This is a genomic window from Bradyrhizobium sp. F1.4.3 (assembly GCF_040548375.1).
Classification (GTDB): domain Bacteria; phylum Pseudomonadota; class Alphaproteobacteria; order Rhizobiales; family Xanthobacteraceae; genus Bradyrhizobium.
The window spans coordinates 1,023,572-1,044,200 of record NZ_JBEPRN010000001.1; the positions used below are offsets into that span (position 1 = coordinate 1,023,572).

22 protein-coding genes are annotated in these 20,629 nt (G+C 63.9%); 12 read left to right on the plus strand and 10 right to left on the minus strand.

Going from position 1 to position 20,629, the window contains the following annotated elements:
- Window positions 1–11 precede the first annotated feature (11 nt).
- Complete coding sequence (locus ABIB73_RS05040; protein ID WP_354221946.1) at window positions 12–584, minus strand: hypothetical protein; 573 nt, start codon at window positions 582–584, stop codon at window positions 12–14.
- A 160-nt stretch (window positions 585–744) separates the two neighbouring features.
- On the opposite strand from ABIB73_RS05040, the gene ABIB73_RS05045 reads away from it, so the two are divergent.
- Window positions 745–1,683: a LysR family transcriptional regulator gene (locus ABIB73_RS05045; RefSeq protein WP_354221947.1), complete on the plus strand. Its 939-nt coding sequence runs from the start codon at window positions 745–747 to the stop codon at window positions 1,681–1,683.
- Between the two features lie 96 nt (window positions 1,684–1,779).
- Window positions 1,780–2,727, plus strand: coding sequence for an AraC family transcriptional regulator (locus tag ABIB73_RS05050; protein ID WP_354221948.1), 948 nt, complete (start codon window positions 1,780–1,782; stop codon window positions 2,725–2,727).
- Window positions 2,728–2,762: 35 nt separating this feature from the next.
- On the opposite strand, the gene ABIB73_RS05055 is transcribed toward ABIB73_RS05050, so the two are convergent.
- The 4 genes from ABIB73_RS05055 to ABIB73_RS05070 form a co-directional block, all read right to left on the minus strand.
- Entirely contained in the window at window positions 2,763–3,296 is a 534-nt protein-coding gene (locus ABIB73_RS05055) for a TIGR00645 family protein (RefSeq protein WP_502918400.1), read from the minus strand.
- 85 nt (window positions 3,297–3,381) lie between these two features.
- Complete coding sequence (locus ABIB73_RS05060) at window positions 3,382–4,017, minus strand: TerC family protein (RefSeq protein WP_354221949.1); 636 nt, start codon at window positions 4,015–4,017, stop codon at window positions 3,382–3,384.
- Complete coding sequence (locus ABIB73_RS05065; RefSeq protein WP_354221950.1) at window positions 4,014–4,376, minus strand: hypothetical protein; 363 nt, start codon at window positions 4,374–4,376, stop codon at window positions 4,014–4,016. Before ABIB73_RS05065 ends, ABIB73_RS05060 begins: the two co-directional genes overlap by 4 nt.
- Window positions 4,377–4,378: 2 nt before the next feature.
- Entirely contained in the window at window positions 4,379–4,852 is a 474-nt protein-coding gene (locus tag ABIB73_RS05070; RefSeq protein WP_354221951.1) for a TerB family tellurite resistance protein, read from the minus strand.
- 644 nt (window positions 4,853–5,496) lie between these two features.
- Between ABIB73_RS05070 and ABIB73_RS05075 the strand changes: the two genes are divergently transcribed.
- Window positions 5,497–5,964 (plus strand): hypothetical protein, encoded by a 468-nt coding sequence (locus ABIB73_RS05075; protein WP_354221952.1) that lies wholly within the window; start codon window positions 5,497–5,499, stop codon window positions 5,962–5,964.
- A 227-nt stretch (window positions 5,965–6,191) separates the two neighbouring features.
- Window positions 6,192–7,835, plus strand: a complete 1,644-nt coding sequence (locus ABIB73_RS05080; protein ID WP_354221953.1) for a porin — start codon at window positions 6,192–6,194, stop codon at window positions 7,833–7,835.
- 145 nt (window positions 7,836–7,980) lie between these two features.
- Here the strand turns inward: ABIB73_RS05080 and nhaA are convergent, their stop codons facing one another.
- Complete coding sequence (gene nhaA / locus ABIB73_RS05085; RefSeq protein WP_354221954.1) at window positions 7,981–9,216, minus strand: Na+/H+ antiporter NhaA; 1,236 nt, start codon at window positions 9,214–9,216, stop codon at window positions 7,981–7,983.
- A 294-nt stretch (window positions 9,217–9,510) separates the two neighbouring features.
- Here nhaA and ABIB73_RS05090 point away from each other — a divergent pair, with 294 nt between their 5' ends.
- Together ABIB73_RS05090 and ABIB73_RS05095 are read left to right on the plus strand one after the other, a co-directional pair.
- Window positions 9,511–10,740, plus strand: coding sequence for a carboxylate-amine ligase (locus ABIB73_RS05090; protein WP_354221955.1), 1,230 nt, complete (start codon window positions 9,511–9,513; stop codon window positions 10,738–10,740).
- A 63-nt stretch (window positions 10,741–10,803) separates the two neighbouring features.
- On the plus strand, window positions 10,804–10,989 hold the full coding sequence (locus tag ABIB73_RS05095; RefSeq protein WP_354221956.1) for a hypothetical protein: 186 nt from the start codon (window positions 10,804–10,806) through the stop codon (window positions 10,987–10,989).
- A gap of 13 nt (window positions 10,990–11,002) precedes the next feature.
- On the opposite strand, the gene ABIB73_RS05100 is transcribed toward ABIB73_RS05095, so the two are convergent.
- Window positions 11,003–11,311 carry a hypothetical protein gene (locus ABIB73_RS05100; RefSeq protein WP_354221957.1) on the minus strand — a complete coding sequence of 103 codons (309 nt, stop codon included), beginning with the start codon at window positions 11,309–11,311 and terminating at the stop codon, window positions 11,003–11,005.
- A 417-nt stretch (window positions 11,312–11,728) separates the two neighbouring features.
- Here ABIB73_RS05100 and ABIB73_RS05105 point away from each other — a divergent pair, with 417 nt between their 5' ends.
- A complete protein-coding gene (locus ABIB73_RS05105) occupies window positions 11,729–12,868 on the plus strand; it encodes a hypothetical protein (protein WP_354221958.1) in 1,140 nt (379 codons plus the stop codon).
- Window positions 12,869–12,876: 8 nt separating this feature from the next.
- On the opposite strand, the gene gor is transcribed toward ABIB73_RS05105, so the two are convergent.
- The 3 genes from gor to rpiA are packed head-to-tail and all read right to left on the minus strand — an operon-like array spanning window position 12,877 to window position 15,557.
- Window positions 12,877–14,265: a glutathione-disulfide reductase gene (gene gor / locus ABIB73_RS05110; protein WP_354221959.1), complete on the minus strand. Its 1,389-nt coding sequence runs from the start codon at window positions 14,263–14,265 to the stop codon at window positions 12,877–12,879.
- Window positions 14,266–14,325: 60 nt separating this feature from the next.
- The gene (locus tag ABIB73_RS05115; RefSeq protein WP_354221960.1) at window positions 14,326–14,841 is read right to left on the minus strand and encodes a DUF2059 domain-containing protein; all 516 of its coding nucleotides are present in this window, start codon (window positions 14,839–14,841) and stop codon (window positions 14,326–14,328) included.
- Window positions 14,842–14,843: 2 nt separating this feature from the next.
- Window positions 14,844–15,557, minus strand: coding sequence for a ribose-5-phosphate isomerase RpiA (gene rpiA / locus ABIB73_RS05120; protein WP_354221961.1), 714 nt, complete (start codon window positions 15,555–15,557; stop codon window positions 14,844–14,846).
- A gap of 166 nt (window positions 15,558–15,723) precedes the next feature.
- Here rpiA and ABIB73_RS05125 point away from each other — a divergent pair, with 166 nt between their 5' ends.
- The 5 genes from ABIB73_RS05125 (at window position 15,724) to ABIB73_RS05145 (ending at window position 20,615) form a co-directional block, all read left to right on the plus strand.
- Window positions 15,724–16,398, plus strand: a complete 675-nt coding sequence (locus ABIB73_RS05125; protein WP_354221962.1) for an HAD family hydrolase — start codon at window positions 15,724–15,726, stop codon at window positions 16,396–16,398.
- A 153-nt stretch (window positions 16,399–16,551) separates the two neighbouring features.
- Window positions 16,552–17,028, plus strand: a complete 477-nt coding sequence (locus ABIB73_RS05130) for a hypothetical protein (protein WP_354221963.1) — start codon at window positions 16,552–16,554, stop codon at window positions 17,026–17,028.
- Between the two features lie 109 nt (window positions 17,029–17,137).
- Entirely contained in the window at window positions 17,138–18,172 is a 1,035-nt protein-coding gene (gene moaA, locus ABIB73_RS05135) for a GTP 3',8-cyclase MoaA (protein WP_354221964.1), read from the plus strand.
- 177 nt (window positions 18,173–18,349) lie between these two features.
- Window positions 18,350–18,931 (plus strand): TRAP transporter small permease subunit, encoded by a 582-nt coding sequence (locus tag ABIB73_RS05140; RefSeq protein ID WP_354221965.1) that lies wholly within the window; start codon window positions 18,350–18,352, stop codon window positions 18,929–18,931.
- Between the two features lie 28 nt (window positions 18,932–18,959).
- Window positions 18,960–20,615 carry a TRAP transporter large permease gene (locus ABIB73_RS05145; protein WP_354221966.1) on the plus strand — a complete coding sequence of 552 codons (1,656 nt, stop codon included), beginning with the start codon at window positions 18,960–18,962 and terminating at the stop codon, window positions 20,613–20,615.
- Window positions 20,616–20,629 lie beyond the last annotated feature (14 nt).

Below are 20,629 nucleotides of genomic sequence, written 5' to 3' on the forward strand. Positions count from 1 at the left end.
CGCCCGTTGGGTCAAATCGCGGGCTCGTCCTTCAGCGCGGAGATCACTTGCTCGCCCTGCGCGGTCAGGCGATAGGTCACCAGCGGGCGGCTCGAGGGCGGCTTGCGGTCGAGTTCGACGATGTAGCCGCGCACCATCAGGGCTTCAAAGCTGCCGTAGTAGCCGAACATGCTGATCTGGTTCTGCTTGAGCACCTTGAACTCGCGCAGCAGGCGGATTTCGTTGCCTGACAGCAGCGACCGGCGAACGCGCTGAACGAAACTCACGCGCTGCTCGAACCAGGCCTGATCGGGCAGCTCGCGCTGGAGCGGCACGGTGTCGCGCTCGCAGGGACGCGCCTCGGCGACGACCGCGACAGGCGGCGGGCATGGCATGCTGCTTCCGACCGCATCCTTCGCGACGTCGAGCAAGGCAATGGGCCAGCGCCGCTTGTTGTCGACCATGACCGGCGGGGGCACGACGTTGTCGCGCACCAGCTGTTCAAAGCGACCGGCGGTCACGCCGACATAGGCGGCCGCGCGGCGACGGTCGACCAGACGGGCGTCCCGCCCGGGCTCCAGCTCGCAAGCGATAGTCTCGTCCACCCCAAAATCCCCTGCCGCATCGTTGCGGGCGCGCTGCTGCGCGGGCCCGACAGGCCCGTCCGCACACGACACTAGGGTGAAACCAGCGGTCTCAAAAGGCAGAGAATTTCGTACATGTTGCTGCCGTTTCGGCAACAGCTATAGTCTGGCCGGGGGTCCCATGCGATTTCACTCACCGGCCATCCAGTACTTTCACGCCGTCCGCCGCACCGGCTCGATCCGGGCCGCCGCGCGCGTCCTGAACGTTGCCTCGTCCGCGGTGAGCCGCCAAATTCTCAAGCTCGAACAAGAGGTTGGATCACCGTTGTTCGAGCGGACGGCACGCGGCCTGACCCTGACGACGGTCGGCGAAATGCTGGCCCGGCACGTCATGAACGTGCTCCAGGATCTCGACCGTTTCCGCTCGGACGTAGCGTCGCTGTCCGGCACCTGGCATGGCACCGTCAGCATCGCCTGCATCGAGTCGCTGACGGAATCCGTGCTTCCGGACCTGATCGCGTCGCACCGCGGCCGTGCCCGGCGCGTCAGCTTCACCACTGAGGTGATGGGATCCTCGGACGTGCTGGAAGCCCTCAGCCGCGGCGAGGCCGACATCGGAATTGCCATCGCGCTGAGGCATCCCCAGGACCTGCGGCAGGTCGCGCTGAAGCGGTTTCGTCTCGGCGCCGTGGTGGCCCGCGAGCACCCGCTGGCGCGCCGCAAGACCGTCACGCTGGAGCAATGCCTCGCCTTCCCCCTCATCAACGCGCTGCCCGAGCTGTCGATCTATCATTTGCTCCAGCCCTTGATCGCGCAGCTCCCCGAGACCCCGGAGCCGGCGATCCAGGCCAACTCGATCGACCTGATGCGCGAGCTCGCCGCGCGCGGCGTCGGCGTCGCCTTTCAGACCCAGCTCGGCATCGGCCGGCTGTCGCGCGACAGCCAGCTGGTGTTCCTGCCGCTCGATAATGCCGGCAGCCCGGTGTGGTCGGATCTCGGCATCTATGTCCGCGCCGAACGGACCCTGCCCGCCTACACGGAGTCCTTCCTCCAGGAATTGGTGCGCGAGCTCGGCGAGCGCGAGCGTCGCGAGAGCGCGGGCTACCCGCAGGTCGGCTGATGAAGCGCCGCAGTAGTTTCCCGGAATATGGCTGCTGGTCAGTCGTCTGATACCTTTTGCAGATTCAACCCGCCCAACCCTGATTGGGATCCCGAAATGCCGGTAGGTCGGCTGAAGCCTTCGCGAGTCCTTCGCATCGAGCGCTTCTCGGACTTCGGCGAGTTTCGCGCCAATGAAGTTCTCGGCCTCGGCACCAGCACGCCGCTTCGCCCGCGGGATTTCTCGCTTTCCCGCGCCATCCTGCCGCTCCAGGATGGGCTCTTCGTGCTCCAGCGCGCCTTTGCCCGCCGGCTTGAGGTCGATATCGGCACCGATCGCGGCGTCGGCCTCGTGGTCCCGTTCTCGTTTCACTCCATCACCAACGGCCGCGAAGTCGACAGTGCGACGGTGAACGTCGTGCGCGGCAGGGTTCCGATCAAATCCGTCGAGCAACGCGCCAACACTTACCTGATGATGCGGTTCAACTCGGACATGCGCCATCGCGGCTGGGCCGATTACACCAGCGGGCTCGGGTTCTTCCGCTCGCATGACGCGCCGATGGCACGCCTGCGTGCCACCATCCTCAACATGTTCTGCCTGGCCTCGGACCTCAACGATCCCAGGCAGTTCGACGCACTCAACCGTCCGATCCAGGAAACTCTGCTCGCCTGCCTCGACGACACCCTGGTGCCGGCCGACGGGCTGGCCGCGCGACGCGGGTCGTTCGACAAGCACCGCAAGCTGATCGCGCGCCTCGACGAACTGGTCGCGTGGTCCGGCAGCAAGGCGCTCTACAGTGACGACCTCGCCGCCGCGCTCTGCGTCTCCGTGCGCACGCTCCAGACCGCCACGCGCGCGGTGCACGGGGTGAGCCTGCACCACTATCTGCGTCTCAAGCGGCTGTGGTCCACCCGTCTCCAGCTCATCACCGGAAGCGCCGGCGTGAGCGTCAAGGCCGCAGCACTTGGCAACGGCTTCTGGCACCTCGGTGACTTCTCGCGCGGCTACAGATTGGCGTTCGGCGAGACGCCCTCCGAGACGCTGGCGCGAGGCCGGCGTCTCTGAGCGCAGCCTTTGACCTCCGAGAGGCGGAATCACGCTCAGCCGTGACCGGCCTCCTTGCGATGCCCGCTCTCGCTGAGGCGGTCGACCCAGGCGATGCCGATCGCGGAGATGATGAAGGTCAGGTGGATCAGCACCTGCCACATCACGCCGGTCTCGGTGAAATTGCTGCGCGTGGTGCCGAGATTGCCGGCCTCGATGAAGGTCCGGAGCAGCGAGATCGAGGAGATGCCGATGATCGCCATCGCGAGCTTGATCTTGAGCACGCTGGCGTTGACGTGGCTCAGCCATTCCGGCTCGTCGGGATGGCCGCGCAGATTGAGGCGGGAAACGAAGGTCTCGTAGCCGCCGACGATCACCATCACCAGCAGGTTCGAGATCATCACGACGTCGATCAGGCCGAGCACGATCAGCATGATCTGCTGCTCGCTGGCGTCGAACGAGTGCGCGACCAGGTGCCAGAGCTCTTTCAGGAACAGCAGCACGTAGACGGCCTGCGCGATGATGAGGCCGACATAGAGCGGCACTTGCAGCCAGCGCGAGCCAAAGATGAGTTGGGCGAACGGGCCGATTTGCGGTCGCGGCGTGGCGTGCGCCGAAGGGTGCTTTGGGTTCAGACGGCATTGATCGCTCCGGATTGCAGACAGGAAACGCGCCTTACAGACTTGCGATGACCGGCGCGAGCTCGAGCGAGCCGCGATAGATCATCTCGAAGGCGACGTAGACGATGATGGCGAGGCCGACATAGGCGATCCAGCGTTGCTTCTGGAGCACGCGGCCGAGCAGGTCGGCGGCGACGCCCATCAACGCGACCGACAGCAACAGGCCGAAGACGAGGATGTAGGGATGCTCGCGCGCGGCACCCGCGACCGCGAGCACGTTGTCGAGCGACATCGAGACGTCGGCGGCGACGATCTGCGCCGCGGCCTGGCCGAAGGTTTTTCGTGGCGCCGATGCTGTGCTCGCGCCGCCGTCATGGCTGAACGCGAGTTCTGCGTGCGCAGCCTGTTCGCGCAGCTCGCGCCACATCTTCCAGCACACCCACAGCAGCAGCACGCCGCCGGCGAGCAGCAGGCCGATCACCTGCAACAGCTGGGCCGCGACGCCGGCAAAGACGATGCGCAGCGCGGTAGCGGCAACAATGCCGACGACGATGGCGCGCCGGCGCTGCTCGGCCGGCAGGCCCGCGGCGGCAAGGCCGATGACGACGGCGTTGTCGCCGGCGAGCACGAGGTCGATCAGGACGACCTGGAGCAGCGCGGACAGCGCGTCAGCGGTGATGAATTCGGTCATGATTGATCATTTTTCGGTGCGGACGGGTCGAGCCAGTACGGCTTGCGACGCTCGATCCAGTCGAAGACTTTTGAACGGGAAGAGCGCAGCGCGGGCACGTCCTCGGCGAGCAGCGCGAGGCCGAGCGGCAGCATCCAGATGCCGAGCACCGGCAGAAAGGACAGCACGCCGCCGACGATGAGCAGCACGCCGGAGGGGATCCTCACCCAGCGGCTGGACGGTTGCAGGAGATAACTGACGGTGGCGGCAAGGCGCGGTGGCAGCCGATGGACGAGCGCGTCGAGGCGCGGATCACCACCGGCTGGCTGGCCGGTAGTCCCCTCGGATCCCGTCCCGTGCTCGTCCGAAGCTGTACTCACGCTCACTCCTCGGTCGCTGCACGCTGTTCGGCGCGCACCGCACTCGGCGTAACCTGCTTCGCGCGCGGCAACACCAGCGTCAGCAGGCGCAACAGCTTGATCGCCTGTACCTCATGCGGATGCACGTCCTCGTCGGCGGCGGCGACGCGCTCCGACAGCTCGATGAGATGGGACGAGAGCGACAGGTTCGAGATCGGCCGCAGCGTGTCGATCACAACATTGGCGAAGTCCGGCTCTTCGAGCCGCTCGGTGAGTTCGTCGAACATCGCGAACAGCCGATCATCGGAGATGTGCGGCGCCAGCTTGCGATCGCTGATGAAGCGGATCACCTCGTCGCGCTCAACCGGCGAGACCCGCCGGTCGGCGACTGCGACGAGCGCGCCGGCAATCACCAGTGCCACCGCCGCCTGCTCATTGAGGCTGGACGGTTCGGTGATCTCGAGTTCGATCGGATTTGAAGTGGCGGCGTCAGACATCGTTGCTCCCTTGTCTTGCGAAATAGCCGCACGGAGCTGCGATGGGGACGATTGGGTCGGAAGGACAAGAGAAGGCCCGACGATCGGCCGATCCATCGCATTCGCGCGGGACAGGTCATCCGACATCACGAGGTTTGCCGACATCGTCGGCGTCCTCGCCAGAGGGGCCCGGATTCTTGTTCCTCTCACAGATAAAGCCGGGGATGCCGGAATCAAGGCGATGGAAGTGCGACCAGCCGCCGCATCGGTTCCATGCTGCGATTTGCGGGTGAGACCGTTTGGCAACCATTGCGGTCATTCGATCCGTCATCCTGAGTGAGAAACCATGCACTGCATGGCGAGCCTCGAAGGATGAGCGGCCGGGATGCAGCCGGGCCGTAGCCCTTCGAGGCCTCCGCTTCGCTCCGGCACCTCAGGATGACGGAGATGCATGAGCGCACGCGGCAGCATTCGATCTCCAAAGCAGGAGGCGCATCCTCGCGGCGCGTTTCACCGGAGCACGACCTTGCCGTACGCGAGCCGCACCGGTCGTGTGCGCCGACGAGGCCGCGACTGCCGCGCCTTTCAAAACGAAACGTTAGATCAGTACGTGCAAATGCAGTAAGCCGATCCAACGCCGTGCAACCAGAGCCCCGGTTACGTCAGTGAGCCCTCACCTCGCCAGAACCTGCGGAAGCTGCACGGCCTGCTGCGATGGCTGGCTTCAGATCGAGGTGCGCGGACACAAGGTGCGCAAGGGGCAGCCGTGTCCGTTCAGCGTGGCGCAGCAATGCTCGATCTATCCTGAACGCCCACAACATCCTTGCCGGGAATTCGCCTGCGGCTGGCTGGTGGCGTCCAGCCCGCTGCCGGATTGGATGCGGCCGGACCAATCCGACATGATCATGCTGGCTGCCAATTTCTTCTGGCGCGGCCTGCCGGTCGACGTCGTGGTGCCGGTCGGCGAGCAGCCGAAGAAGAAGGCCCTGGATTGGCTGACCCGGTTTTGCGCCGAAAACAGGCGTCTCCTCGTCTACCAGATCGGCGATGAATGGTTCGCGTTCGGGCCGACAGCGTTCCAGGCCGACATCGCCGACCGTCTCGGACGCGGCGAAACGCCGTGGGGCGATTGAAGCAAGTCACGGAAGCTATTCGCCTTTCGGCTCAGAACCGTTGGGTGCATCGCAATGCGGCAGATCGCCGCGCGACACACTTTGTCGGGAATAGTTGCGATTCAGACACACGCGCCGAGAAAGCGCACACAGCCCCGTGATGTATGTTGTATACGGCATCTGGCATACAATACCTTCCGCTTAATCCCGGGCCCATCAGACGGCCCGCGGCATAAAGGGGAAACGACATGAGGAAGGCCTTCCTGCTTGGAACAGGCTTCGCGGCCCTGTGCGCAACGGCTCTCAACCAACCACTGCGAGCGGCAACCATCGACGACGTCGTCGCGCGTCTCGACGCACTCGAGCGCAGCAACGCAAAGCTCGCGAAAGAGAACGCGCAGCTTCGCGAACGCGTCAATCACATCAGTGAGCCGAAGACCACGGTGACGGCGGTCGCACCTGGATCGCCCAAGGGCAATCCGGTCCTGCATGCGGCGGTCGCGCCATCGCCGGCACCTGCGCCGGAGCACACGGTCGTCAGCGTCGGCGGCGCTCCGCTTTACAGCAAGGCGCCCGGCACCAATGCGTTCATCGACAACACGACCGTGACGCTCTACGGCCATGTTGATCTCTCCGGCGACGTCTTCAACGCGGGAGTCTACGACCAGGGCACAAAGCTCGGCGTCTCCAGCAACCTCACCTATTTCGGCGTTCGGGCGCGCCACAACCTCGAACCCTATGGCATGCCGGGCTGGGCGGCAGTCGCGCAGTTCGAATCTCTGGTGGAGGTCGCAGCCGTTCCGACCGAACGCGCGGCGTTCGGCACGCGCGACAGCTTCCTCGGCATGGAAAGCCCCTGGGGCACGATCAAGGCCGGCAAGGCGGACACGCCCTACAAGAAGGCGACTGCGAAGTTCGATCCGTTCTCGGCGACGCTCGGCGACTACAACTCGATCATGGGCAACACCGGCGGCGACCTCCGCGCCGAGTTCGATTGGCGCGCGGCTCACGCGATCTGGTATGAATCGCCGGTGTGGAACGGCTTCCAGGCCACCATCATGCTGTCGCCCGGACAGAACACGGCGAAGGACAACAGTGACTTTGCGCTCGGCGATTTCAACTGCCCCGCCACGTCGTCACGCGGCAGCGGCTCGGGCTTCCCGCTGACATCGGCACCGGAAGGCTGCACCGACGGGTCATACGGCAATCTCTACAGCGCATCGCTGACCTACAACCAGGGGCCGTTCACGGCGGTCGCTGCTTACGAACTGCACGAAGGAACCAACCGAACCGGCGACGAGGCGGTGACGCCGCTGAGCAATGGCGGCGTTCTGACCGTGCCAACAGGCGCAGTCGGCATCGCCAACGAATGGGCTGCAAAAGTCGGCGCGGGCTACCGGTTCAACGACATGATCGGCAACCTCCAACTCTACGGCATTTACGAGATCATGCGCCGCGAAAATACGGTTGCCGCCTTCAACGAGCGTTCGCGCGACGGCTACTTCCTGAGCGCGACCCAGACGGTCGACAAATGGGACGTCAGCGCGTCGTGGGCCCACGCCAACGCGTCGCCGGGCTCGCCGGGCACCGGTGTCCTGAACGCCTATCCCACCCCAGGGGTCGCGGTCTCGGCGCCGGCCGGTTCCGCCGACTTCGCCCTCAACACCGTGGACTCCAGCGCCGACCAGTACGCACTCGGCGTGAAATATCATCTCAGCCCGTTCGTGAGCTGGTACGTGGTGGGCAGCTATCTGCGCAACGGGCCGGGCGCGCATTACTGCCTCGGCGTCAGCGGACATGGCTACGGCGTCTGCGGACGCGACGCCAACAACAATGTTGTTGCGGGCAACAAGGCAGAAGCCGTTACCACCGGCATGACGTTCGACTTCTGAACGTGAGAAGGCTGCGGGGAGCCAGTTATGGCTCCCCGCGCTGCCGTCGGGCACTTCATCTCACCCGGTCGACAATATCCTGAATGTTCCTTCGCCCGTGACCAGCAGCGCCATGGCCGCCGGCCCGATGCTCGCGGACACCACGTCAATTTTCGATCTCTTTGCGCCGGCGCTGGGCGTATTCCGCTCCCCATCCGAGCCCGAGCGTCACGGAGATGAGCGATCCGAGGAGCACGCCGAGCTTTGCTGCATCCAGCAGCTTGTCGTCGGCGAAGGCGAGCATGGCGATGAAGAGCGACATCGTGAAACCGATGCCGGCCAATAGCCCGATAAGGCAGACACCGGCCCACGAGACATCTGGCGCCAATCTGCACCAGCCCGTGCGCACCGCGAGCCACGTTGCGCCGATCACACCGATCGGCTTTCCCGCGCAGAGCGCAAGCGCAACGCCGAGTGTCACGAACTGCGCGCCGTCCGTGAGTTTCGTGCCGGTAAAATTGACGCCGGCATTCGCCAGCGCGAACATCGGCATGATCCCATAGGCGACCCAGGGATGCAGCGCGGCCTGAACGCGGACAACGGGTGGCAATGTCTCTCGACGGGCCGTTCGCACCGGCGTTATCAAGCCGAGCACGACACCTGCCAGCGTCGGGTGAACACCGGCCAGGAGGAAGCCCGCCCAGACGACGAGGGCCGGCAGGATGTAGGCAAACGCGGAGGCAAAGCCGAGCCGCTGAAAGCCGAACGTCATCAGAACGCCAAGCGACGCGACGGCGAAGCCGTTGAAGTCGAGTCCGCTGGTGTAGAACAGGGCGATGATGAGAACTGCGATGATATCGTCGATGATGGCCAGGGCGAGCAGAAAGACCCGGACACTGGCAGGGATTGATCGTCCGAGCAGCGCGAGCACACCTACGGCAAACGCGATGTCGGTTGCGGTGGGTATCGCCCAGCCATGGTCGCGCCCCGCAACGTTGTTGAAGCCCAGGTAGATCAGCGCGGGGACGACGACACCGCCTAAAGCGGCGAGCACCGGCAGAATGGCCTGATCGAATTTGCTGAGCGCACCCTCGTGCATCTCACGACGGATTTCCATGCCGACGACGAGAAAGAACACCGTCATCAGCGCGTCGTTGATCCAGAAGTGCAATGATCGGGCGAAGACGAATTCGCCCAGACGAAGCGAAATCGCCTGGTTCCAGAAATCATGATACGCGTGGGCAAAGGGCGAGTTGGCCCACAGCAGCGCGGCGGCCGCGGCCAGCAGCAGCACGGCGCCGCTGACAGCCTCGACATGCAGGAAGTGCTGGAGCGTTGAGAGTGCTCGCTCGACGAGAAGTTGGGATTTGGACAGGTCTCTGCCGGGCAGCTGATCGTTCATGGGCGCACGCTTTCTGCGTGGCGGCCCGACCATCGCTTGACCTGTCGCTGCCGTATGCAGCGAGCACCCGGGAGCTTTTCTACACAGCGATGCTATTAAGGCAACCCCACTTCGGGCACATCTGCTTCGGGGCAGCGGCTGGAACCCTGAGGCGGTAGGCTTCGTTGATGGACTTCACGACGCATCCACCGTCGGACAGGAACTTGCACTTTCCAGCACGTCCGAAGCGGAACCCGCTCCTGTCAGAAGGATTAACGCCGGCAACTATCGGTAATGCCTTTAGCCGGGTGGCACATGACATTTGCTTCGGACGTTTTGAAACTGCTGCGACTGGATCCCTCCGACGACAAACGGCATCTCGTGATTCGCTCTGCCGGCGGACGCGGCAAGGCGACCGACTATTCCTTCGGCATCGAGGAGGAATACTTTCTCGCCGATCGCCGCACCTTCGAGGTCGCGATCGAGACCCCGAACGAGCTGTTCGAATCTGCGAACTGGTCGACCGGTGGCCAGGCCATGCGGGAGATGCTGCAATCCCAGCTCGAGGTCGCCACCAACGTTCACGTCGACGTCAATGACGCGCGTGAGGAGCTGCGCTTCCTCCGCCGCGAGGTTGCCAACGTCGCCGCGCAATACGGCTTCGTCATCATGGCATGCGGCACGCACCCGAGCGCGGTCTGGCGCATGTCGCAGCCGAGCCCGAAGCCACGATACGAGGAGATGATCGAGGATCTGCGCAGCATCGGCCACCGCAACATGATGTGCGGCATGCATGTCCATGTTCAACTGCCCGATCCCGAGAAGCGAATGGCGGTGATGCGGGCGATGCTGCCGCATCTGCCGCTGTTCATCGCGCTGTCCGCCTCGTCCCCGTTCTGGAATTCCCACAAGACGGGACTAAAGGGCTACCGGCTCGCCGCCTATTCAGAACTGCCGCGCACCGGCCTTCCCGAACTGTTCGAAAGCAGGCAGGACTACGACGACTATGTCGGCGCGTTGCAGCGCTCCGGCGTGATCCCCGACGAAAGCCACATCTGGTGGGCGATGCGCCCCTCCATGCGGCACCCGACGCTCGAGCTCCGCGCGCCCGACACCTGCACCTTCGTCGACGACGCAATTGCCATTGCCTCGCTTTATCGCTGCCTGACGCGGCACCTCTGTCAACGGCCGCATCTGTCGAAGGAGGTCAGCGCGGTCGAACGCGCGATTGCGGTGGAGAACAAATGGCGGGCGCAGCGCTACGGCACCGATTGCATCTTCGCCTCGAAGGACGGGCCGGTCACGATCTCGGAGCTTCTCTTTGGGGTCATCGATGATGTCGCCGGGGACGCGGCCGTGCTGAACTGCGCGTCCGAGGTCGAGCACTGCCGCACGATCGTCGCGCGCGGAAGCTCGGCCGAATTCCAGCTTCGCGCCTATCGCGACAATGGAGATGACATCGCGGCCGTGTCGCGATGGATCGCGACATCGTCGATATCCGAGACCCGCGCCGACGCCGGACGCCGCGCTCAAGCGCCGTCATAGCGCCCACACAAGCTTGGGAAGCGAAAACATCACTTCTGAACTTGGAATGTCGTAGAGAAACGCATGACTCACATCACCCGTTGCGCCGGTTGCGGCCACAGCCTGGTCCCCATCCTGTCCGAGAAAGGCCGCACAGAGCCGAGCTGCTTCTGGTGCGAGAGCATTGACGCGCGGACGATGGAGATGGCGAAGTGGGCGGACAGCCCGGCAGGCAGGCCGGATCTGGCCGCGCGTCAGTCCTTTGAGTGAACTGTTCTCCGCGTCAAACCCTCTCCGCCAAGCGGTGACGGGGAACAGAACCGTATGTCAGTGACAGAACAGCTACCGGTTTCCGCGTCGGCCGGCGCCGCGGAATGAAGAAGCTGTTCACGAGGATCGGCTCGTCATCGCCGAGCGTGGTTCGCTCCCTCGCGAGCAAGCTCATGACCGAGCGCATCTTGAGGATTTCCTGCGCCACGAAGCTGCAGTCCTCGTCCCGGTTGATCTGCTCACGCATGATGGCTTCAGCCTCGAGCATGCTGACGCGAAGCGCTCGAATGGTTCTGCGAATTTCGTTGATCCGGTTGTCCATGGCCTGTCTCCATCACGGGTGCAGCATAAGAACAAATCATGAACAATATGTCAATCGACGCGCTGATCAATTTTGCCCGCCGTGCGGCTATGTCCCCCGGTTCGGTGCGACACCTCATCGCTGATCCGCAGGCTGCATCACGCTGATCTGCCATCGGCGCAACTGCACGCTCGCTGGCAAGGCTTGCCGACAAATTAGACAGCATACCTCTGGTTACGTCATGGAATTGCGAGGGCTTGCGAGGAGGGCAACGCAACGGCCGATCTAACATCCGGAGCAACCTCGATTTTCCCAGTCGGACTAGCGGCAAAGTCCATGCACCGCTTTGCGGCTCAACTGGCCCAAGATTCGCAAGGCAGCATCAGGCCCGATTCCCGGCAGTCCCCGCCAAGCGGATTGCCCAGATTGGAGGATGTCATGAACGTGCATGCTGCGGGCGATCTCAAAATCACTGGCCTCACCCACCCGAACGGCGCGCCGCTCCGCCTCAATCATCAGGATTTCGTCGCGATCGATCGCGACCGGAATGCAAAGTACGAAGCGACCTATCGTCCGCAAGCGCTCTACAACCGCGGCAACGAGGGCTTCCACGCCAACAACGAAACCTTCCTGCTTCACGAGGTTGCGACAAATCTGCCGATCTACCTTCCCGACACCGGCCCCACCGATTTCCATCTGCATCTTCCGCCTGGCGGCTTCCAGCTCGTACTGGTCACCTCGGGCGCGTTCACCTTCGACTATGATGGGCGCTTCTACAATGTCGGCCCCGGCGCGGTGATGCTGCAGAGCGCGATCGTGCACCGCCAGCTGTTCTACACCTGGTCCGGATTGTCGACCGAAGAGAACCTGAAGACGCCGCAGACGGTGGCGCCGGATCCGATTTCCATGGGCTACTCCGGCAAATTCCTCGAAGCCTTCATCACCGATCCGACGACCTTTCCGAACCCGACCATCGTCGGTCCGGATCAGATCAACGAAGACGAGACGCCACGGGTGGCCTGGAGCCACCCCCTGCATGATCGCCCTGCCAATGCAGGCTTCTGGCTTCAGGATCCCTTGGCGCTGGATGCGCTGTTCAAGCCGCTCACCGATAGTCCGATCAAATCGGCCATGCCGGTTTACGTCCGCGATATCGGAATCGAGGTCCCGAGCGGTCATCTCGTCACCGGCCACGTCATCGCAACCGACCCGCGCGGCCAGTCGCTGTTGCCAAAGAGCACATCGGCAGCCGCGGACGCCGCCTCTTTTGCCAAGGGCGAGGTCGTTATCTATCGCGTTATCCGCGGCACGGCCGAATTCAAGAACAAGGCTGGCGAGACGTTCGAACTCGCGGCTGGCGACGTCGTGACAGCCGGCAAGACCTCGATAAGCCTCATCGGACTGGGTGAAAATACCCAAGTCCTCCGGCTCGGCCTTCTGAAGGGTATGAACGATCTTCGCAGTTGGACGCCGACCCAACGCGACGAGATCGATGGCCTGGCTGGTCAGATCATCACGCAGAAGGACATTCGACCCCTGCGCACCGAAGGGATGCCGGTCGGGTATCTCTACGGCTAGGCGCCGCCCTACTCTGCCGCCTCACGTACGTGACGCGCGGTCGGCGTGCGCATCGTTACCAGTTCTTCGGCTGCGGTCGGATGCAGCGCGATCGCCGCGTCGAAATCGGCCTTGGTCGCCTTCATCTTCACCGCGATCGCGACCGCCTGGGTGATCTCGGCGGCGGCATCGCCGACGATGTGGCAGCCGAGCACGCGGTCGGAGGCACCGTCGACGACCAGCTTCATCAGCACGCGGGTGTCGCGGCCGGACATCGTCGCCTTGATCGGGCGGAACGTCGTCTTGTAGATGTCGACATGGCCAAATTGCGCGCGCGCTTCGGTCTCGGTGAGACCGACGGTGCCGACCTCCGGCTGCGAGAACACGGCGGTCGGGATCGTCGAATGATCCACTTTCACCTCGCGCTTGCCGAACACGGTGTCGGCGAACGCATGGCCCTCGCGGATCGCGACCGGCGTCAGATTGTGGCGATGGGTGACGTCGCCGATCGCATAGATGCTGTCGACCGAGCTCTTCGAGAAACCGTCCACCGCGATGCCGCCGTTGTGCGGATTGATGGCGACGCCAGCCTTGTCCAGGCCGAGATTGGCAACAGCGGGATGCCGGCCGATCGCGAACATCACCTGGTTGGAAGCGACGCTCGAGCCGTTCGACAGATGGGTGGTGAATTCATCGCCATGGCGATCGACCTTGGTCACGGTGCAGCCGGTGAGGATGGTGATGCCCTGCTTCTCCATCTCGCTGCGGACATGGGCGCGGACGTCCTCGTCGAAGCCGCGCAAGATGTTGTCGCCGCGGTAGATCACGGTGACGTCGGATCCGTAGCCGGCAAAGATGCCGGCGAATTCCAGCGCAATATAGCCGCCGCCCTGGATCACGATCCGCTTCGGCAGCTTCTTCAGATGGAAAGCCTCATTGGAGGAGATCACGTGCTCAAGGCCGGGGATCGAGTGGCCGTGATTGGGTGCGCCTCCGGTGGCGATCAGGATGTATTTTGCGGTGACCTTCTTGTCGTTTTCGAGCAGGCGAACGGTGTGCTTGTCCTCGATCACAGCGCGGCTCTTGACGATCTGCGCGCCCGACTTCTCGACGTTCGTGGTGTAGGCCGCCTCCAGCCGCGCGATCTCCTTGTCCTTGTTGGCGATCAGCGTCGGCCAGTCGAAGGTTACGGGCGGAATGGTCCAGCCGAAGCCGGCGGCGTCCTCGATCTCGTGACGGACATGCGAGCCGATCACAAACAGCTTCTTCGGCACGCAGCCGCGGATCACGCAGGTGCCGCCCATGCGGTACTCTTCCGCGATCATCACCCGGGCGCCGTAGCCGGCCGCAATGCGGGCGGCGCGCACGCCGCCCGAACCACCACCGATGACAAAGAGGTCGACGTCGAATTCAGCCATTGTCCACTCCGACCTCTTTCAGGGATTCCCGTTCAGGTATCCTCTGTTAGATAGGTATCGTCAGATTTCCTTGCCACGCTTGCGCATCTCGGCGCGGAAAGCACCCATCACGGTCTCGGAGAAGTTCTGGGCCCAGGAGTTCATGAAGGCCATGCTGAGACCGATGGCGCGCGGCTCGGCGGCGATCAGCTTCTGTCCAAGCGGCGACTTGTAGAAGACGACGAGGTCCTTCAGTTCCTGCTCGGTGAACTCGCTGGCGTAGATCTGCGCCATGCCTTCGCCGATCTCGTTCTGGCGACCTTGGAGCTGCTGGGCCACGATCGGCGCGACCTCGTTGAGGTCCTTCTGGTAATTGAGGTTCTGCTGGGTCAGCGCGATCTTGGTCTTCTCGACCAGGCCGGGCACGGCGCCGGCGTACATCGCACCGGCGTTTTTGATCTGGAGGATCTCCTTGGCCGCCGCAATTGCCGCCGGCGAGGCTTTCGGCGGGGCCGACTGCGCCATGGCCGGGGCGGCCGAAAGGGCCAGTCCCACAGCGAGCGTCGCGGCCGGCAACAATTTCAACAGGCTCTTCATTCCTAGTCTCCTTTCGGCTTTCGCCGTTCAACCACGCGGATTCCCTCGCCACCCGCCAAAACAGCCGAGCTGGCCAAGCCGATAAACAACCCATGCTCGACCACGCCGGGGATCGCGCTCAACGCCGTGGCGAGATGAGCCGGGTCCGCAATTCGTCCGAGTTGGGCATCGACGATCCAGTGGCCGCCATCGGTGACGAAAACGTGGCCATCCTTGGCCTTGCGGACCGCCATTTGCCCGGAAACGCCGCATTCCGCAAATGCCTTCTCGATTGCCCGGCGTGTCGCCCCTAACCCGAACGGGATGACCTCGACCGGCAGCGGAAAGCGACCGAGCATCGGCACCCATTTGGTGTCGTCGGCAATCACGATCATGCGATCCGAGGCTGCCGCCACGATCTTCTCGCGCAGCAGCGCGCCGCCGCCGCCCTTGATCAGATTGAGCGCGGGATCGATCTCGTCGGCGCCGTCGATCGTAATGTCGAGATGCTCGATCTCGTCGAGCGTGGTCAGCGGCACGCCGCAACGCACGGCGTCAGTGCGCGTCGTCTCCGAGGTCGGCACGCCGATCACTTTCAGCCCGCCGCGCACACGCTCGCCGAGCAGCTCGACGAAGTGTTTTGCGGTCGACCCGGTACCGAGCCCGAGCTGCATGCCGTCACGCACCTCCTCGAGGGCGCGCGCCGCAGCCTGCCGCTTCAACTGGTCCATGTCCAAATCGCGCCCGCCTCTGGGTTAAGGGTGTGCCGCCAATATCGGGCACTTGCGGCGGCCTATGTAGCCTCGTTTTCCCTCGGAGAACAGGTCTGGGGAACAAGCCTATCAGCTGATCTTATGGGCGCGCCCCTTGCGCGGGCCGGGCCGGACCGATAGCGCTTGGACCATGACCTCCCCTCACACCATCGTCTTCGATCTCGACGGCACGCTTGTGGATACGGCGCCCGACCTGATCACCGCGCTGAATTACGTGCTCGACCGCGAAGGGCTGCCGCCGGTGCCGATGGCCTCGGCCCGCAACATGATCGGCGCCGGCGCCCGCAAGCTGATCGAGCGGGGGCTGGAGGCCGAGGGGCGCAGCGTCACGCCTGCGGACATGGACCGGCTGACGTCGGATTTCATCGCCTATTACGCCGACCATATCGCCGTCGAATCCCGGCCCTTCGAGGGGCTGGAGGCGGCCCTCGACCATTTTTCGGCGCAAGGCCATCGGCTGGCGGTCTGCACCAACAAGCTGGAATGGCTGTCGAAGCGACTCTTGGACCAGCTCGGCCTGAGCCGCCGGTTTGCGGCAATCTGCGGTGCTGACACCTTTGGCGTCCAGAAGCCCGATCCGACCATTTTTCGCGAGACGGTGGCGCGCGCGGGCGGACAGCTCAACGCCAGCATCATGGTCGGGGATGCCGGAACCGATGTCGGGGTGGCCCGGCGGGCCGGGGTACCCGTGATCGGGGTCAGCTTCGGCTACACGGATGTGCCGATCGCCGAGTTGAACCCGGACCGGCTGATCCATCACATGCGCGACCTGCCGGCGGCAGCCCAGAGTTTGATGACGGCCTAGGGGGTACGTAACACACTGAAATTGCTAACTACTCTACGGGAATCCTGCGTTAACCATCTGTTAACTATGCGCGCGCCGCCGGTTGCCTGCCTGGAACGACGCTCTTATGGTCGCCGCGGATGTGGCGGTTCGTCGCAGTAGAAGTGGGTGGTCATGCGTCGTGTCATCGCGATTGCGCTAGCGGGAGCGAGCCTTGGTGGCTGCTCATCAGTCTCCTGGAACATGTTCAAAACGGCTCCGCCGGCCGCCCAGGTCCGGCTCGAATCCAATCCCCCGGGCGCCGACGCAAACACCTCGCTCGGACCGGGCTGCAAGACCCCCTGCTCGGTCTCGGTTCCCGCTCCCGACGCCCCGTTCACGGTCAACTACGCCCTCAATAAATACCAGCCGGTCAGCGTGACGGTGACCGTCATCAAGAACCCCGGCGATTTCACTACGGCCGCCTCCGTCACCACCGATCCGAACCCAGTGTTCGCAGAACTCCAGTCGGCGGTGCCGCCCAAGCCGGTCAGGAAGCCGCACCGGCCGAAGAAGCCGAAGCCGGCTGCGGCGGCGCCCACAGCTGCGCCGGCTGACGCCGCGCCGACCGCAGGCTCGCCGTTCCCCGATCCGAACGCGGCCAAACGCTAACCCCCCGTGCAGCGCACGATTGTCCTTGACGCTTCCGATGCTTAGATTGCTTCTAGAGCACCGCTGAAGCAAAGGTGCGCCCGTCGCCGTAAGGGACAAGGCATTTGGTATGAACGGACCTTCCGCGAGCCCCCGCGCCGCACTGTCGAGCGCGATGACCGATCCGTTCGGGCGGACCATCTCCTATTTGCGCGTCTCCGTCACCGACCGCTGCGACCTGCGCTGCTTCTACTGCATGTCGGAAGACATGACGTTCCTGCCCAAGGCTGACCTGCTGACGCTCGAGGAACTCGACCGGCTCTGCTCCGCCTTCATCGCCAAGGGCGTCAAGAAGCTGCGGCTCACCGGCGGCGAGCCGCTGGTCCGCCGCAACGTGATGTCACTGGTCCGCTCGCTGTCGCGCCATCTTTCGACCGGCGCCTTGCGCGAGCTGACGCTGACCACCAACGGCACCCAGCTTGCGAAATATGCCCACGAGCTCGCCGATTGTGGCGTCCGCCGCATCAACGTCTCGCTCGACACGCTCGACCCCAAAAAGTTTCGCGAGATCACGCGCTGGGGCGAGATCGACAAGGTGCTGGAAGGCATCGAGGCGGCGCGCGCCGCGGGCCTTGCCGTGAAGATCAACGCGGTGGCGCTGAAGAACCTCAACGAGGACGAGCTCCCCGACCTGATGCGCTGGGCGCACGGCAAGGGCATGGGGCTGACGCTGATCGAGGTGATGCCGATGGGCGAGATCGGCTCGGGCCGCATCGACCAATATCTGCCGCTGTCGCTGATGCGCGCGCGGCTTGCCCAGCAATTCACGCTGACGGATCTCGCCGAGACCACCGGCGGCCCGGCGCGCTATGTCAGCGTCGCCGAGACCGGCGGCAAGCTCGGCTTCATCACGCCGATGACCCATAATTTCTGCGAATCCTGCAACCGGGTGCGCATCACCTGCACGGGAACGCTGCACACCTGCCTCGGCCACGAGGATGCCTCCGATCTGCGCAAACCTCTGCGTGCATCGGACGACGATACGCTGCTTGCGGCTGCGATCGACCGCGCCATCGGGCTCAAGCCCAAGGGCCACGATTTCATCATCGACCGCCGCCACGACCGGCCCAGCGTCTCCAGGCACATGAGCGTCACCGGCGGCTGACATTAACCTGCTGGCGCAGCGGGGCAAATTCCCTTAACTATCAACAAACTTCCGATTGACTGACGGCACGCCCGCTGGTTTTGTGCGCCTGCCTCATGCCTGCGCGGCGAGACAAGCCGATGCGCCCAAGTCGGCGCAGACAAGACGGTCGGGGCAAAATCGGGGGAGGACCTATCATTGACAGCGCTCCTGAAGCTGAGCGGCGGAATTGACGCGTTTACACGTTGGACCGGCAAACGCCTGGCCTGGTTGATTCTGGTTGCCGTCATCATCTCGGCCATCAACGCGATCGTACGCAAGACCTTCGACACGTCGTCCAATTCCTGGCTCGAGCTGCAATGGGTCCTGTTCAGCGTCGTTTTCCTCCTGTGCTCGCCCTGGACGCTGCTCGACAACGAGCACATCCGGATCGACATCTTCAACACCATGATGCCGAAGCGGATTCGCAACGTCATCGACGTGATCGGGCACCTGTTCTTCCTGATGCCGCTGACGATTGTCATGATCGTCACCGGAGTACCGTTCTTCCTGCGCTCGTTCCAGATCAACGAGCAATCCGGCAATGCCGGCGGCCTGCCGCAATGGCCGGCCAAGTCGCTCATCATGATCGGCTTCGCGATGCTGCTTGTTCAAGGCATCTCCGAGCTGATCAAGCGGATCGCCATCATCCGCGGCATGATTCCCGATCCCCACGAGTCGCAGGTTTCGGCGCTGGAGGCCGAGGTCGAGCATCTCGTTGAAGCGATCGAACAGAAGTGATCGGCGCGCGGTATCGTAGGGGAGTTCAATGACCGCATTTCTCATCGCCAATATGGCGCCGATCATGTTCGCCTCGCTGGTGGTCGTACTGCTGCTTGGCTACCCGGCTGCATTTTCGCTCGGCGCCGTAGGCCTGTTCTTCGCCGTGATCGGCATCCAGCTCGGGCAATTCCATCCGGATTTCCTGCAGGCCCTGCCCGAGCGCGTTTACGGCGTGATGAACAACGACACGCTGCTCGCCATTCCGTTTTTCACGTTCATGGGACTGGTGCTCGAGCGCTCCGGCATGGCCGAGGACCTGCTCGACACGATCGGCCAGCTGTTCGGCACGATCCGTGGCGGTCTTGCCTATGCCGTCGTCTTCGTCGGCGCCCTGCTTGCAGCGACCACCGGTGTGGTCGCGGCCTCGGTGATCTCGATGGGCCTGATCTCGCTGCCGATCATGCTGCGCTACGGCTACGACCGCCGCATGGCAACGGGCATCATCGCCGCGTCCGGAACGCTGGCGCAGATCATCCCGCCGTCACTCGTTCTGATCGTGATGGCGGACCAGCTCGGCAAGTCGGTCGGCGACATGTACGAGGGCGCGTTCATTCCGGGTCTGGTGCTCGCAGGCCTCTACGCCGGATATGCCTTTCTCGTCACCTTGATCTTCCCGAAAGCGGCGCCAGGCCTTCCCAAAGAGGCGATCGGCTTCCGCGAGGACAGCGGCAACCGCGGCCTGACGTCGCTCGGCGTGCTGTTCCTCGCAAGCTGCGTGTTCGGATGGTTCATGATGCGGAATTCGGAGACGCATGGCGCCGATTTCGTGGTGCTGAGCATGTTCTTCGGCATCATCTTCGCGTTCGCCGTCGCCGTCGTGAACTGGATCATCGACAAGCTCACGGGATTCCGCTTCCTGTCGCGGATGGCACAGCAGACGACTTTCGTGATGGTGCCGCCGCTGTTCCTGATCTTCCTGGTGCTGGGCACGATCTTCATCGGCGTGGCCACCCCGACCGAAGGCGGCGCGATGGGTGCCGCCGGCGCTCTCATTCTCGGCGCCGCGAAGCGGCGCCTGAACTGGGACCTCATTCGCCAGGCCACCGAGGCGACGGCAAAGCTCTCCGCTTTCGTCGTCTTCATCCTGGTCGGCGCGCGTGTGTTCTCGCTCACCTTCTACGGCGTCAGCGGCCACGTCTGGGTCGAGAACCTCCTGACCTCGCTGCCCGGCGGCCAGATCGGCTTCCTGCTGTTCGTCAACGCCTTCGTGTTCGTGCTGGCGTTCTTCCTCGACTTCTTCGAGCTCGCCTTCATCGTGATCCCCCTGCTCGGCCCCGCCGCCGAGCACCTCGGCATCGACCTGATCTGGTTCGGCGTCATCCTCGGCGTGAACATGCAGACATCGTTCATGCATCCGCCGTTCGGCTTTGCGTTGTTCTACCTGCGCTCGGTCGCGCCGAAGGAGCGCTATACCGACCGTGTCACCGGCAAGAAGATGGATCCGGTCACGACCGGGCAGATCTATTGGGGCGCAGTGCCATTCGTGGTGATTCAGGTCATCATGGTCGTGCTCGTCATCACGTTCCCGTCGATGGTGATGCACTACAAGGGCGTGCAGTCCACCGTCGACCCGAACAGCATCAAGATCGAGATTCCTCAGATCGATCTGCCGCCGCTCGATTTCGGCCAGCCACAGAAGTAGCCGACGCGGATCCC

Excerpts from the sequence above, each read along its gene's own strand:
- ABIB73_RS05045 (WP_354221947.1), top strand. The coding sequence starts at position 745 with ATGCGATTTCACTCACCGGCCATCCAGTACTTTCACGCCGTCCGCCGC.
- ABIB73_RS05050 (WP_354221948.1), top strand. The coding sequence starts at position 1,780 with ATGCCGGTAGGTCGGCTGAAGCCTTCGCGAGTCCTTCGCATCGAGCGC.
- ABIB73_RS05060 (WP_354221949.1), bottom strand. The coding sequence starts at position 4,017 with ATGACCGAATTCATCACCGCTGACGCGCTGTCCGCGCTGCTCCAGGTC.
- ABIB73_RS05070 (WP_354221951.1), bottom strand. The coding sequence starts at position 4,852 with ATGTCTGACGCCGCCACTTCAAATCCGATCGAACTCGAGATCACCGAA.
- ABIB73_RS05080 (WP_354221953.1), top strand. The coding sequence starts at position 6,192 with ATGAGGAAGGCCTTCCTGCTTGGAACAGGCTTCGCGGCCCTGTGCGCA.
- nhaA (WP_354221954.1), bottom strand. The coding sequence starts at position 9,216 with ATGAACGATCAGCTGCCCGGCAGAGACCTGTCCAAATCCCAACTTCTC.
- ABIB73_RS05090 (WP_354221955.1), top strand. The coding sequence starts at position 9,511 with ATGACATTTGCTTCGGACGTTTTGAAACTGCTGCGACTGGATCCCTCC.
- ABIB73_RS05095 (WP_354221956.1), top strand. The coding sequence starts at position 10,804 with ATGACTCACATCACCCGTTGCGCCGGTTGCGGCCACAGCCTGGTCCCC.
- ABIB73_RS05100 (WP_354221957.1), bottom strand. The coding sequence starts at position 11,311 with ATGGACAACCGGATCAACGAAATTCGCAGAACCATTCGAGCGCTTCGC.
- ABIB73_RS05105 (WP_354221958.1), top strand. The coding sequence starts at position 11,729 with ATGAACGTGCATGCTGCGGGCGATCTCAAAATCACTGGCCTCACCCAC.
- gor (WP_354221959.1), bottom strand. The coding sequence starts at position 14,265 with ATGGCTGAATTCGACGTCGACCTCTTTGTCATCGGTGGTGGTTCGGGC.
- ABIB73_RS05115 (WP_354221960.1), bottom strand. The coding sequence starts at position 14,841 with ATGAAGAGCCTGTTGAAATTGTTGCCGGCCGCGACGCTCGCTGTGGGA.
- ABIB73_RS05125 (WP_354221962.1), top strand. The coding sequence starts at position 15,724 with ATGACCTCCCCTCACACCATCGTCTTCGATCTCGACGGCACGCTTGTG.
- ABIB73_RS05130 (WP_354221963.1), top strand. The coding sequence starts at position 16,552 with ATGCGTCGTGTCATCGCGATTGCGCTAGCGGGAGCGAGCCTTGGTGGC.
- moaA (WP_354221964.1), top strand. The coding sequence starts at position 17,138 with ATGAACGGACCTTCCGCGAGCCCCCGCGCCGCACTGTCGAGCGCGATG.
- ABIB73_RS05145 (WP_354221966.1), top strand. The coding sequence starts at position 18,960 with ATGACCGCATTTCTCATCGCCAATATGGCGCCGATCATGTTCGCCTCG.